The sequence below is a fragment of the Streptacidiphilus sp. MAP12-20 genome, from assembly GCF_041262525.1.
Taxonomy (GTDB): domain Bacteria; phylum Actinomycetota; class Actinomycetes; order Streptomycetales; family Streptomycetaceae; genus Streptacidiphilus.
Genome location: NZ_JBGCCK010000026.1, coordinates 1 through 12390, shown reverse-complemented (window position 1 = coordinate 12390; position 12390 = coordinate 1). Strand labels below are relative to the sequence as shown.

Annotated in this window: 11 protein-coding genes; 5 read left to right on the top strand and 6 right to left on the bottom strand. The window is 71.5% G+C overall.

Annotated features, from left to right (window positions below):
• The first annotated feature begins 91 nt into the window (after positions 1-91).
• A complete protein-coding gene (locus ABIA32_RS28165; protein WP_370101329.1) occupies positions 92-2521 on the top strand; it encodes an RICIN domain-containing protein in 2430 nt (809 codons plus the stop codon).
• On the opposite strand, the gene ABIA32_RS28160 is transcribed toward ABIA32_RS28165, so the two are convergent.
• Positions 2508-3206 (bottom strand): VOC family protein, encoded by a 699-nt coding sequence (locus ABIA32_RS28160; RefSeq protein WP_370101326.1) that lies wholly within the window; start codon positions 3204-3206, stop codon positions 2508-2510. The genes ABIA32_RS28165 and ABIA32_RS28160 overlap by 14 nt on opposite strands.
• A gap of 27 nt (positions 3207-3233) precedes the next feature.
• Positions 3234-4859: an alpha/beta hydrolase gene (locus ABIA32_RS28155; protein ID WP_370101324.1), complete on the bottom strand. Its 1626-nt coding sequence runs from the start codon at positions 4857-4859 to the stop codon at positions 3234-3236.
• 119 nt (positions 4860-4978) lie between these two features.
• On the opposite strand from ABIA32_RS28155, the gene ABIA32_RS28150 reads away from it, so the two are divergent.
• Positions 4979-5839 (top strand): patatin-like phospholipase family protein, encoded by an 861-nt coding sequence (locus ABIA32_RS28150; RefSeq protein WP_370101321.1) that lies wholly within the window; start codon positions 4979-4981, stop codon positions 5837-5839.
• Positions 5840-5891: 52 nt separating this feature from the next.
• On the opposite strand, the gene ABIA32_RS28145 is transcribed toward ABIA32_RS28150, so the two are convergent.
• Positions 5892-6602, bottom strand: coding sequence for a peptidoglycan-binding protein (locus tag ABIA32_RS28145; protein WP_370101318.1), 711 nt, complete (start codon positions 6600-6602; stop codon positions 5892-5894).
• 227 nt (positions 6603-6829) lie between these two features.
• On the bottom strand, positions 6830-7339 hold the full coding sequence (locus ABIA32_RS28140; RefSeq protein WP_370101315.1) for a hypothetical protein: 510 nt from the start codon (positions 7337-7339) through the stop codon (positions 6830-6832).
• A 251-nt stretch (positions 7340-7590) separates the two neighbouring features.
• Here ABIA32_RS28140 and ABIA32_RS28135 point away from each other — a divergent pair, with 251 nt between their 5' ends.
• Together ABIA32_RS28135 and ABIA32_RS28130 are read left to right on the top strand one after the other, a co-directional pair.
• On the top strand, positions 7591-8286 hold the full coding sequence (locus tag ABIA32_RS28135; protein ID WP_370101313.1) for a class F sortase: 696 nt from the start codon (positions 7591-7593) through the stop codon (positions 8284-8286).
• A gap of 40 nt (positions 8287-8326) precedes the next feature.
• Positions 8327-8929 carry a hypothetical protein gene (locus tag ABIA32_RS28130; protein WP_370101310.1) on the top strand — a complete coding sequence of 201 codons (603 nt, stop codon included), beginning with the start codon at positions 8327-8329 and terminating at the stop codon, positions 8927-8929.
• Between the two features lie 51 nt (positions 8930-8980).
• On the opposite strand, the gene ABIA32_RS28125 is transcribed toward ABIA32_RS28130, so the two are convergent.
• Together ABIA32_RS28125 and ABIA32_RS28120 are read right to left on the bottom strand one after the other, a co-directional pair.
• Positions 8981-10777 (bottom strand): cholesterol oxidase substrate-binding domain-containing protein, encoded by a 1797-nt coding sequence (locus ABIA32_RS28125; protein WP_370101307.1) that lies wholly within the window; start codon positions 10775-10777, stop codon positions 8981-8983.
• Between the two features lie 132 nt (positions 10778-10909).
• Positions 10910-11458: a GNAT family N-acetyltransferase gene (locus ABIA32_RS28120; protein ID WP_370101304.1), complete on the bottom strand. Its 549-nt coding sequence runs from the start codon at positions 11456-11458 to the stop codon at positions 10910-10912.
• A 74-nt stretch (positions 11459-11532) separates the two neighbouring features.
• Here ABIA32_RS28120 and ABIA32_RS28115 point away from each other — a divergent pair, with 74 nt between their 5' ends.
• Positions 11533-12156, top strand: a complete 624-nt coding sequence (locus tag ABIA32_RS28115; RefSeq protein ID WP_370101301.1) for a TetR/AcrR family transcriptional regulator — start codon at positions 11533-11535, stop codon at positions 12154-12156.
• Positions 12157-12390: the final 234 nt, after the last annotated feature.

Below are 12390 nucleotides of genomic sequence, written 5' to 3'. Positions count from 1 at the left end.
CTACCGTCACCATCTGGCGATATCAGTTGCTTTCTGTTGGATCAGCGCGAGCGTCTTCGTCACTTCTTGTTTGATTGGAGCGGCCACCGCCATGCCGTCACGCCTGCACGGAACCCGTCCATGGAGCATCCTGCTCGCGCTCCTCCTCACCCTGCTGCTCGGCCAACTCCCGGGCCTCGCCCACGCGGCGACCACCACCGCCATCACCGTCGACGGCAACTCCGCCGGGCGCGTCTTCGACGGCGTCGGCGCGATCAGCGGCGGTGGCGGCAACTCCCGCCTGCTCGCGGACTATCCCGAGCCGCAGCGCGGCCAGGTGCTCGACTACCTCTTCAAGCCCGGCTACGGCGCCGCCCTACAGATCCTCAAGGTCGAGATCGGCGGCGACACCAACTCCACCGACGGCGCCGAGCTCAGCCACGAGCACACCCGCGGCAGCGTCGACTGCAGCGCGGGCTACGAGTGGTGGCTGATGGAGCAGGCCAAGGCCAGCAACCCCGGCATCAAGCTCTACGGCCTCGCCTGGGGCGCGCCCGGCTGGATCGGCGGCGGCAGCTTCTGGTCCCAGGACACGATCGACTACCTGCTCGCCTGGCTCGGCTGCGCCAAGTCCCACGGCCTGACCATCGACTACCTCGGCGGCTGGAACGAACGCGGCTTCAACGCCTCCTGGTACGAGAACCTGCACGCCGCCCTCGCCGCCAACGGCTACGCCACCAAGGTCGTCGGCGCCGACAGCGACTGGTCCATCGCCACCAGCATGCGCTCCGACTCCGCACTCAACGCGGCGGTCGACATCGTCGGCGCACACTACCCGTGCAGCTACATGTCGGCCATGACCACCTGCTCGACCACCTCGGACGCCCTCGCCACCGGCAAGCAGCTGTGGGCGAGTGAGAACGGCTCCGAGGACTTCAACACCGGCGGCGCGCCCATCGCCCGCGCGATCAACCGCGGCTACCTCGACGCGAAGATGAGCGCCTTCATCAACTGGCCGCTGGTCGCCTCGATCTACCAGAACCTCCCCTACAACACGATGGGCATGCTCACCGCCACCCAGCCCTGGTCCGGCCACTACCAGGTCGGCAAGAGCACCTGGGCCGTCGCCCAGACCACCCAGTTCACGGCGCCCGGCTGGCACTACCTCGACAGCGGCAGCGGCTACCTCGGCGGAGCGCGCGGCAACGGCAGCTACGTCAGCTACCGCGCGGCTGACAAGTCGGCCTGGAGCACGGTCGTCGAAACCCTCGACGCCACCGCCGCCCAGACCGTCACCTTCACCGTCGCCGGCGGTCTGCCCAGCGGCAGCCTGCATGTCTGGTCCAGCGACTTCGGCTCCAGCAACCAGAGCAGCTACCTGGTCCACGGAACCGACCTCACCGCGAGCGGCGGCGTCTACACGCTGACCCTCCAACCCGGCCGCGTCTACACCGTCACCACGACCACCGGCCAGGGCGCAGGCACCGCGACCTCCCCGAACCGCTCCGTGCTCCCGCTCCCCTACACCGCTCCCATCGGCAGCACCGCCACCGGCTCCGAGGTGCCCTACCTCTCCGCCATGAACGGCGCGTTCCAGGCGGAACCCTGCACCGGCGGCCGGTCCGGCTCCTGCGTCCAGCAGCAGGCCACGACGGCGCCCATCAGCTGGGACAACGCCAGCGATCCCTACGCGCTGACGGGTGACCTCTCCTGGTCGGACTACACCGTCTCGGTCGACGCCCAGCTCCTCCAGTCCGGCTCCGCGGTGCTGCTCGGCCGGGTCGGGCTGCAGAAGGGCTTCTCGCCTGCGGCCGTCAACGCCTACCAGCTCAAGCTCTCCGACACCGGTTCCTGGTCGCTCCAGCGCAACAGCTCCGGCGGCTCGCTGACGACGCTCGCCTCCGGCACCGTCGCCGCGCCCGGAACCGGCAACTGGCACACGCTGGCGCTCTCCTTCGCGGGCAGCACGATCACCGCGCGCATCGACGGCACTGCGGTCGGCGGCGCCGTCACCGACGCGAACTACGCCTCGGGCCAGGTCGGCGTCGGCACCTCCGGCTGGATCGGCGCCCAGTTCGCCAACCTCGCGGTCACCCCGGGCGCGACCACCGACCTGTCCGGCACCTACGTCCTGGTCAACCGCAACAGCGGCCTCGCGATGGACGCCAGCGGCGCGGGCACGGCCGATGGGACGCCCATCATCCAGTGGACCCGCAACAGCAACACCAACCAGCAATGGAAGCTCGCCGCCGCCGGGGGCGGCTACTACACCGTCACCGGCGTGGGCAGCGGCAAGGCGCTGGACATCCCGAACGCCAGCTCGGTCGAGGCCACCCAACTGGCACTCTGGACCGCGAACAGCGGCACCAACCAGCAGTGGCTGGTGACCCCGGCCGGCAACGGTGACTACACCCTCGAAAGCCGGTCCGACGCCGAACTCGTCGACGTCAACGGCGGCTCCACCAGCAACGGCGCGAGCATCCTGCAGTGGCCGCTGAACGGCGGCGCGAACCAGGGGTGGCAACTCGTCAAGATCGGCTGAACGGCTCCCACCGCTCGAACTCGTTCCCCTCGGGGTCGACGCCTCCGGCAGCGGAGGCGTCGACCCCGGCGGACGTGTCGGCAGCTTCGGACGTGTCGGCGGTGTCGGCAGTGTCGGACGTGTCGGCCCCGATCAGTGCCAGGCGCAGCCGGTTGCGGTCCGTCTTCGGCGTCGCCGGGGGTCCCATCACCAGCGTCGGCCCGGTCCCGGCCGGGTCGCGCAGGCGGATACCCCAGTCGCCCCGGTCGACCACGGCCCAGCCGGTCGCCCGCCGCCAGAAGCGGCCCTGGACCGCCGCATCGGCCGCGTCCTGGGCGATGGCGGCGAGGTGGTCGTCGGCCTCGGCGTCCGGCAACACGCAGAACTCGTTGCCCTCCGGGTCGGCCAGCACCTCCCACGGGACATCGCCCTGCCCGATGTCGATCCTGACCGCGCCGAGCGCCAGCAGGCGTTCGACCTCCTCCGCGCCGCCGGCGAGATCGAGGTGAAGCCGGCTCTTCGCGGTCCGGGGACGCGTCGACGGGACGAAGGCGATCCCTACCCGTCCGGGCTTCGGCGAGCGCAGTACGGCCACGCCGTCGTCATCCGAAGGGTGCTCTTCCCACTCCAACGCCTGCGCCCAGAAGCCCGCCAGCCCCGGCACGTCCAGCGCCTCGATCACGACCCCGCCCAGCCTTGGCTCCACCGCGTCAGCCCCCGCTCACTCCGCACGTCACTCCGCCGGACAGACCGTGTCCGGTTTCGGCAGCGTACCCGACGTCAGAAACGCGTCCTCGGCGTGGCGCACGCAGGTGCTGAGCCGGTAGGCGATGTGCCCTTCGCCTGCGTAGGTGAGCACCACGCCGACGCCGGTGGCCGTCGCCATCCTGGCCGTGCCGGGGTAAGGCGTGGCCGGGTCGGTCCTGGTGCCGACCATCAGCACCGGCGGCGCACCCTTCGCGCGGACGTCCCGCCAGCTGTCGTCGCCCCGGGCAGGCCAGCCGCTGCAGTCCAGCAGACTCGTCTCCGCCCCCGGGCCGAAGAGAGAGGAAGCCGCCAGGAACTCCGTCCTCGCAGCCGCCGTCCGCTGCGGCGAGTAGCGGTCGGCGGTGTCGCGGCACTCGACCGCCGTGTAGACCGCCGAACCGTTGTCCCCCGGCGGGTCCGCGACAGCCGGGAAGGCTGCGCCCGTCGGCGGCGTCGCCCCACCCAGCCGGGCCAGCGGGCCCGCATCGTGGCTGCGGATCAGGTCGGTGAGCGCGCCGCGCAGGTCCGGCCACCAGCCCGGCTCCCAGGCCGCGTCTGCCAGGGCGTTCACGAAGGTGCTCCGGTCCAGGGTGCCCTTGTTGCTCTCGACGCCCTTCTGCCCCACCGCGTCGTAGGCGACCTGCAGCTGCTGTCGCGCCTCCGCCTGGCTTCCGGTGAACGGACAGGCGTCGCCCCGGCGCAGACAGTCGGCCAGGAAGTTGCCGACGCCCTGCTCCTGCGCCTGCACCAGGGAGACCGCCGTCCCCTCGTAGTCGAGAGTCGGATCGATGATCCCGTCCAGCGACATCCGCCCGACCCGCTCGGGGAACTGGTGCGCGTACACCGCGCCGAGTCGCGAACCGTACGAGAAGCCCAGGAAGTTGAGCTTCCGATCGCCGAGCGCCGCTCGCAGCACATCCAGGTCACGCGCCGAGTCGACCGTCCCGACGTACGGAAGCAGCGTCCCCGAGCGCACCCCGCAGGCACGGGCGCGGGCGGTTCGCGCGGCGGCGACCCGCGTGAGCTCGGCCAGCGGGTCGTCCCCGGTTCGCGCGGCGTCCGCAGCCCACGCGGCCCACGCAGCCTGCCCAGCATCCGCCGACTCCTCCGACTCCTCCGACTCCGCCGACCTGGCGCAGGTCACCGGCTCGCTCTGTCCCCACCCGCGCGGGTCCAGTCCGATCAGGTCGTAGCTGCGACGCAGCCCGGCGAAGGTAGTGTCGACCTCCGCTCCGAGCTGATCGATCCCCGGCGTCCCCGGCCCGCCGAAGTTCAGCACCAGCGAGCCCACCCGTGCTCCGCCCGGCTGCACGTGGTCAGGCGCGGCACGGAACCGACTCAGGGCGAGTCGGAGGTCTCCCGCCTGCGGATGCCCGTAGTCGCGGGGGACGGTCAGTTGCGCGCACTCCATCGACGCGAGCGTCGCGGACGCCGCCGCCTCGCCCAGATCCTTGCGCGCGGAGTCGGTCAGTCCGGCCGCGCCACAGGTCCGCCACGCAAGCCGCTGCGTGTAGTACCCGCTCAGGTCCGGCGGACTCGCGTGCGAGCTGCACCCCGCCGCACCGGCCGCGACGAGCAGCATCAGCACCACCCCTGCCCCGCGTCCGCGCATGAGCTCAGGATCCGGTCACCCCGTGGGCTTCGCACTCTGGGACACGGCAGGTGGCTGGCGGTATCTTCGGCTGCCAACGGGCCGGGAGCCCGGCGGGCTGCGGCGGCGGGGGAATCGGTATGCGCGAGAAGGCACTCGTCCTCGGCGGCGGCGGGCTGACCGGGATCGGCTGGGAGTGCGGCATCCTGCACGGCCTCGCCGAGGCGGGCATCGACATCGGCTCGACGGCGGACCTCGTCGTCGGCACCTCCGCCGGCTCGATCGTCGGCGCGCAGTTGACCTCCGGACTGCTCACCGCTGCCGAGTTGTACGAGCGGCAACTCCTCCACATACCTGGCGAGACCGTCTCCCGTCTCGGCACCGCGGTCATGGCCAGGTACGCCTGGGGTGTCCTCCGCTCCCGCGATGCCCGCGCCTTCGGCGCCCGGATGGGCGCGATGGCCCTGGCCGCCGACCCGCGAGGCGCCTCGGTGTACCGCGAGGTCATCGCCGAGCGTCTGGTCAGCCACGACTGGCCGGAGCGCCGCCTGGTCGTGACGGCGGTCGACGCCCGCAGCGGCGAGTTCGCCGCCTTCGACAGGGATGGTGAGGTGGGTCTGCTCGACGCCGTCTCCGCGAGCTGCGCCGTGCCGGGCGTCTGGTCACCCGTCAGCGCGGCGGGCAGGCACTGGATCGACGGCGGCATCCGCTCCGCAGCCAACGCGGATCTGGCGGCGGGCTACCGCAGCATCGTCATCATTGCGCCGGTCTCCGCCGGTGGCGGCCCCATCCAGACCGCCCGGACCCAAGCTGCCCGGCTCGCGGCCCAGGGAGCACGGGTCGCCCTGATCACGCCGGACCGTGCCGCGCGCCGCGCCTTCGGTCGGAACATCCTCGATCCCGCGCGCCGCGCCCCCGCCGCCCGCGCGGGCCGTGCCCAGGCCGCGGCGCACGCGGCCGAGGTCGCCGCCGCGTGGTGCAGCGCCGGCGCGAGGCGGTGAGGCGGTGAGGTGGTGAGGTGGTGAGGTGGTGAGGTGGTGAGGCGGTTGCCGGTCAGCTGCCGGGGTCGAGGGACGCGCGACTCTGCGGACCGTAGACACCCGGCGGGTCGGCGCTCAGCCCACGGTCGGACTGGAACTGGGTGACGCCCCGTGTGGTGGCGTCGTCGTACACGCCGGTCACCGAGACGTAGGTGAAGCCCTGGTCGAAGAGGAGCTGCTGCATCCGGGCGACGGCCGGTCCCCGGTCCCCCGGGCGCAGCGAGCCGCCAGAGGAACTGCCACCGCCCGTCGCGGCGCCGTGCGAGCTCGCGGCCTGAGGCGTGGCGCCGCCGGAGGAGGGCTTGCCCGATGCGTTCGGCCCGCTCGCCCCGTTCGCCCCGCTCACCCCGTTCGTTCCGCTCGGGGAGGCAGGCGAGGCGGGCCGCTGAGCAGGTGACGTGGGTGCCGTGCTGGAACTCGGCTGCGCAGCCGACTGGCTGAGCGACGGCAGCACCGCCGCGGGGAGCGGGCTCGCCCCGTTCGCACCTGATCCGTCCAGCGTGGAGGCGAGGATCGCCGCGGCGGCCGCCGAGATCAGCAGCGCGAGGGCCATGACGCCCGGCCTGATCCGCCGCTGACGGTGTCCGGGGCGGTGACCGGACCGCCCCTGCGGCGCAGGGTCAGGCAGGTTCTCCGTCCAGGCGACGGGCGGGGCGACGGATTCCGGCGCAGACTCGCCCATTTGGGCGACGTAGGGACGAACGAGGTCGGACTGGGACTCCACGTAGCGATGATGATACGCAGATCCCACGCGCCCCGTTCATTTGCACGAATCGCGGACGGAACCGGGCCTTCGTGCTAAGCGGTCACTGGAACCGGGCCGGCCGCCCCGTCCGCGCGCGGGGGCACGCAGAGGGACGGCCGGTGCGCTGAGGCGCGTGTCGGGGTGGGCAGCTCAGTGCCGGCTGATCAGTGCCGGCTGATCAGTGCCAACTGATCAGTGCTGGCTGATCAGTGCTGGCCGGCCTTCTTGCGGCGGAGCGCCAGGAACCCGGCGCCTGCGACCAGCGCCGCGCCACCCGCGACCTCGCCGAGGTTGCCACCGAGCACGCTGCCGCCCTCACCTGCGGCGACCGAGCCACGCGGGCCGACCTTGACGGTCGTCATGTACTCGGAGCTGTCACCGCTCTTGAGGCAGTTGCCGGAGATACCGACCGAGTCCTCGCCGCCGAGGTTGCGGGCGACCTCGCCCTCTCCGGCGAACCAGCCCTTGTGGCCCTTGACCGGGTGGAGCTTGATCGGCTCGGACAGGCCCTGGCCCTCGGCCATGGTCGGCGCCGGGCTCGCGAACGCCGTGCAGTCGACGACGAGAGTGAACGAACCGCCCAGCGGAACGCGCCCGGGGTGGACCGTGGCGCTCGCGCCGCTGCCGCCGGAAGAGGCGAACGCCGAGGAGGCGGAGACGGGCACGACGGCCAGCGCCAGGGCGGCACCGGCAAGGGCGATGGTGGTACGACGCATCTGAGGACTTCCTCCAGCCCGCGGCTCGGCGTCCAGCATCTGACTGGACGAGAGGTTCCGGTCGCGACGGCCAAGAGCAGCGATCTCCCCACCCCATGATCAATAGCCTGTTTATCTGACTAATCATCCGAGCGGCTTAGTTCTCGCCCACCTGGGTGACGGCATGTCAGTCGCCCGTTTGCAGGAGTTCCAGATCTGACATTTCTTCATATGATCCCGACTCACACGAACTTTTGAAAGCGATGTCGTTCATGACGCAACAACAGGATCCCCTGGATGACCGCCCCGCCGGGGTCGAGCCTCCGCAACGACGAGAGCGACGCCACGGCCGGGCTGCCCTCGCGTTGCTGCTGCCGCTCCTGCTCGGCGCGTGGATGGTGTGGGACGGCAGCCAGACCTCGCGCCCTCCCGCGCCCTCCGCCGCCCAGTCCTTCGCGGGCCCCGCCACCCTCGCCCCCGTCCCAGCGCCGGTGCCGTCGGTGAAGCCGCTGCCCGCGAGCCCGCCCGTCCGGATCAAGATCCCGATCATCGGCGTGGACGCACCGGTCACGCCGCTCGGCATCGACGCCAACGGCCAACTGGCCACTCCGGACGACAAGAACCGTAACCTCGCCGGCTGGTACCAGGGTGGCGTGACACCGGGCCAGCTCGGCACCGCACTGCTCGACGGGCACGTCGACACCTGGGGCGGCCCCGCGGTGTTCTACAACCTCGGCTCGCTCCGCAAGGGCCATCAGGTGCAGCTGCTCCGCAAGGACGGCCGCACCGCGGTCTTCGCCGTGGACGCGGTGGAGGTCTATGCCAAGGACCAGTTCCCGAGCGACAAGGTCTACCACGCGGCCCCCGACGCCGAGATCCGCCTGATCACCTGCGGCGGTGCCTACACCCGCGCCGGAGGTTACAACGGCAACCTGGTGGTCTACGCGCACCTGATCGCCACACGTTGATCTTGACGAGTGATCGGTCACCTGTGCGAGGGTGCAGGCCATGAGCATCGAGCCGAGTGACTACGTGAAGCAGCTTCCGATCGGGAAGCGCGTTCCCCTCCCCGAGGGCGGCATCCCGTTCTGGGAGGTCTTCCCCTACGAGGGCGACCTCCAAATCAAGGTCCTCGAGCCCCCGACCCTGCCCGAGCCGCCCCGGCAAGGCGAGGCCGGCCCGAGTGACTGCCGCCAGTGCGCCCGCCCCGACGCCGACTTCCTGTGGACCGACGACCACTGGCGCCTCGGCAGCTTCGCCGAGCCCGCCGGCCTTCCCGCGATGGTCATGCTCCAGCCCCGGGGCCACCACGACCTCAGCGACCTGCCGCCCGAGCTCGCGGCGGAGCTCGGGGGAATGCTCCAGCGGGTGGAGCGGGCGGTCGTCTCGCTCGGCGGCATCGCCCGCGTCCACGTCAACCGCTGGGGCGACGGCGGCGCGCACCTGCACATCTTCCTGATCGCCCGCCCCGAGGGCATGATGCAGCTGCGCGGCACCTGCCTTCCCCTCTGGGACGACGTCCTGCCCAAGCTCCCTGCGGACGTCTGGGCGGAGACCAACCGCCGGATCGCCCAGGCCATGGCCACGGACAGCGGCACCGTGCACTGCTGAGGCCGTGCAGTGCTGGGGCCGTGCAGTGCCGGCGCCGCGCCCGCCGAGTGTTCAGACCAGGAGCCGGTCCAGGAACGAGCTGCTGAACACTCCGGCCGGATCCAGCGCCTTGAACGTCGCCACCGCCGCGTCCCAGCCGTCGCCGACCGCCTGCCCGGCGCGGTAGGAATCGGGGATCGCGCCACCGATGGCGGTCGCGTCGGTCCAGGCGCCCGATGCGCTGTTGGCCCACTCCTTCGGCCACTCGTTGTGTACGGCGCCGTAGGAACCGGTGTAGTGACCGCGGACCCAGGTCTCCATGCCGCCCATGAACTCGTGGCAGCCCGGAGTGATCGGAACCGTCGTCATGTCGAACCACACCGACGTGTCCCACTCCGGGTGGTCCGGCCTCGGCCGCAGCGGCGAAAGCTGCGCACCGCGTGCACCGGGCACGCCACAGTCCGCGGGCTGGTCGAGACCGGTGACGCGGATCTCCAGCGGAGCGTTCATCGGGTACTGGCCCTTTGCGGCAGCGGCCGCCAGCCTGGCGCTGTACTCGGCGTAGAAGTCGCTCACCACCTGCTGCACGTTGGCCCGCGTGGTCACCACGTTGCAGCAGGTGGAGGTGATCCGCAGCGTCGTCGGCCGGACGTAGAGCAGCACGTCACTGGACCAGCCCCAGATGTCCCAGGTCCCGGTGGAGATGAGCCCGGCGCTCACCGCGTCCATCTGTGCGGACGTGAAGCTCGGCGTCGCGGCGGCGTCCCCCGCGATGATCTGGGAGAGCAGATCGGAGACGTTCTTCGGCACGATGTCGTTGAAGCTGAAGTCGTACGGCCCGGTGACAGCCCTGGACACCCACGGCTGACTGGGCGTCGGCGTGAACACCCGCAGCCAGGGCGAGCTCGTGAACGGGAACCAGATGCAGACGACCCGCCCGCACTTGTCGGCGTAGGACGCGAGCGACTGCGACCCGGCGGAGGCCGGTGGCGCGAAGAGGTTCGCCGCGCTCACGTTGAACCAGCTCTGGCAGCGCAGCCGCTGGTCCGCACCGACTCGCAGGGTCGCCTCGGTGACGAAGACGCGGCCGAGGTTGACGAGCAGCGCCTGGATCTCCGGATCCGTGCGCTGGAACGTCCGCAACACGTACGCGCCCTGACCGGCGTCCCAGACCACCGCCGTCAGGCTGGTGACGAGGTTGCTGACGGATCCGTAGGTGTGCCCGGGAAGCTTGCTCTCCCCCACGGCAGGGACGCCGGTCCCCCGCCCGCCGGTCGCCAGCACGCCGCCGACGGTCGCCGCGCCGAGCACCGGGAATCCGGTGAGACCCAAGCCCGCGTTCTTCAGGGTGCCGAGGAGGCTGTCCATGGTCGCACCGGGCTGGACGGTGACGCTCGCGGGACTGCCTGAACTTCCGGAACCGGCGGGGCTGATGGTGATTCCGGTGAGGTGCGCGGTGGTGTCCACGAGCAGCACGTTCGCCGGGCTGCCGGCCGGGGCCACCAGGGGCGACCAGCTGTAGCCGCCGCCTCGGGGCCGCAACCGCCAGCCGTTGGCGTGTGCCCAGTTCGCGAGCGTCACCACGTCGCCCGCGGTCGTCGGCGAGCAGCTCCAGAGCCCCTCGACGACGACCTCGCCGGACCAGTTCTGGAAAGTCTGCTGGTAGAGCGGGATTCCGGCGGGGAAGGCGGGCGGCGCCGCGATGGTGGTCGCCGCGCTCGCTGCGCCTATCCGGCCGAGGGGCGTCCATTGCGCCGCCACGGCCAGGGCCGCCGCCGCACCCGCGCCGAGCAGTCCGCGCCGGGTGAGCACGGGTCCGTGGGCGGTGTCGTCGGCGAGCTCGGCACGGGTCTGATCGTCCTCTTCCATCGTTGCCCCTCCTGACGGGCCGCGCTCGGCTGGGTGCGGGTCAGCTGACAGCGGGATCTGATGGATCGTCAGGCGGTACGGTGGGGCGGGGTGGCAGAGAAGTCAAGAACGAGAGGGCCATTCACAGCTGAATCAGCTGCCTCCCGGCCACTCGCTGCGCAGCAGGGACCAGATCTCCTCGTCGTGGCGGACGCCGTTGTAGAAGATGGCCTCGCGCATCGTTCCTTCCAGAGTCATGCCGGCGCGCTGAGCCGCCGACCGGCTCCGCTTGTTCCCGGAGCTGTTCACCCACTGCACGCGGTGCATCCCACGCTCGTCGAAGGCGTACGCCAGCAGGTGCCGGACGGCCGCCGTGATCAGCCCGCGCCCTTCGCCCGCAGGCTCGGTCCAGACCCCGACCTCGCAGTTGCCCGCCACCGCGTCGAAGGACACGAACATCACGCCACCGACGAGCACCCCCGCCCGCCAGATCCCGTAGATCCGCCCGGCGTCGGCGGCCTGGCGATCGGCGTAGCTCTGGAGAGTCGCGCGAGCCGACGCGAGGTCGGTCGACTTGGACGCCCACGGGATCCACGGGTCGACGTGATCCCGCGCACGGTCCATGTGGGCCAGAAACTCCTCGGCCTGCCACGGCTCAAGCGGGCGCAGCTCGGCGTCGGTGGCGAGCGGGACGGAGTACATGGGCGGTCCTGTCCTTCGTGGCGGGTGCTGGTGCGGGTACTACATAACGAGCGTTGGGTATGTACCCTAGCGCCATGACTCCCGCGCGTGGCGACCACGATGCCCGCCGAGCCGAAGTCTCCGCAGCGGTCTGGCGCGTTCTCACGGTTCGCGGCTTCGGCGGACTCACGCTCCGCGCGGTCGCCAACGAACTCGGCGCAACCACCGGCCTGCTCACGCACTACTTCCCGAGCAAGCGAGCGCTGCTCCGCCACGCCCTGGACCTCCTCGACCAGAGTTCCTCCGCCCGCCCCCGTCCGCACACGGAGCGCGCGGGCCCCACCGCCGAAGGTCTCCCTGCACTGCGCGCGGCCCTGCTCGACATCCTGCCCTTGACGACCGAGGGCGTGGCCGGCAACCGGATCTGGGTCAGCTCCTGGGACGCCGCCCTGGCCGATCCCGAACTCGCCGCCGACCACGCCGCCCGCTACGGCCGCTCCCGCGAACGCCTCACCACGCACGTCGCGGCTGCCCAACGCCGGGACGAGTTGCCGACCGACCGCGACCCCGCCGACCTCGCGGCAGCGGCGCAGGGCTTCGTGCTCGGTCTCGTCGTCCAAGCCCTCTTCGCGCCCGACGAGTTCCCACCGGATCGGCAGACCGCCCTACTCGACGCCTTCCTCGCCGACCTCTCCACCCCAGCGAACGCTGAGGCCTGACGCCCGGTCCGTGCCGACATGCGTGTGGGCGTGCCGATGGGCCGCCTGGTGGGGCGGCTCGTCGGCACGCTGGCTCGTTATCGGGGGTATCTGGTGTTGGGGGGTGGTGGGGTGTCGGGGGGTGGGACGGCTTGGGCTCGGCCGTTGATCATTTCGAGTTCCCAGCCGGTTTGGTGGAGGTCGGTGTGGTGTTCGCCGCACAGGAGGGCGAGGTTGTCGAGGCTGGTGTGGCCG

Coding starts and splice junctions, on each gene's coding strand:
- ABIA32_RS28165 (WP_370101329.1), top strand. CDS start 92: ATGCCGTCACGCCTGCACGGAACCCGTCCATGGAGCATCCTGCTCGCG.
- ABIA32_RS28155 (WP_370101324.1), bottom strand. CDS start 4,859: ATGCGCGGACGCGGGGCAGGGGTGGTGCTGATGCTGCTCGTCGCGGCC.
- ABIA32_RS28150 (WP_370101321.1), top strand. CDS start 4,979: ATGCGCGAGAAGGCACTCGTCCTCGGCGGCGGCGGGCTGACCGGGATC.
- ABIA32_RS28140 (WP_370101315.1), bottom strand. CDS start 7,339: ATGCGTCGTACCACCATCGCCCTTGCCGGTGCCGCCCTGGCGCTGGCC.
- ABIA32_RS28135 (WP_370101313.1), top strand. CDS start 7,591: ATGACGCAACAACAGGATCCCCTGGATGACCGCCCCGCCGGGGTCGAG.
- ABIA32_RS28130 (WP_370101310.1), top strand. CDS start 8,327: ATGAGCATCGAGCCGAGTGACTACGTGAAGCAGCTTCCGATCGGGAAG.
- ABIA32_RS28125 (WP_370101307.1), bottom strand. CDS start 10,777: ATGGAAGAGGACGATCAGACCCGTGCCGAGCTCGCCGACGACACCGCC.
- ABIA32_RS28120 (WP_370101304.1), bottom strand. CDS start 11,458: ATGTACTCCGTCCCGCTCGCCACCGACGCCGAGCTGCGCCCGCTTGAG.
- ABIA32_RS28115 (WP_370101301.1), top strand. CDS start 11,533: ATGACTCCCGCGCGTGGCGACCACGATGCCCGCCGAGCCGAAGTCTCC.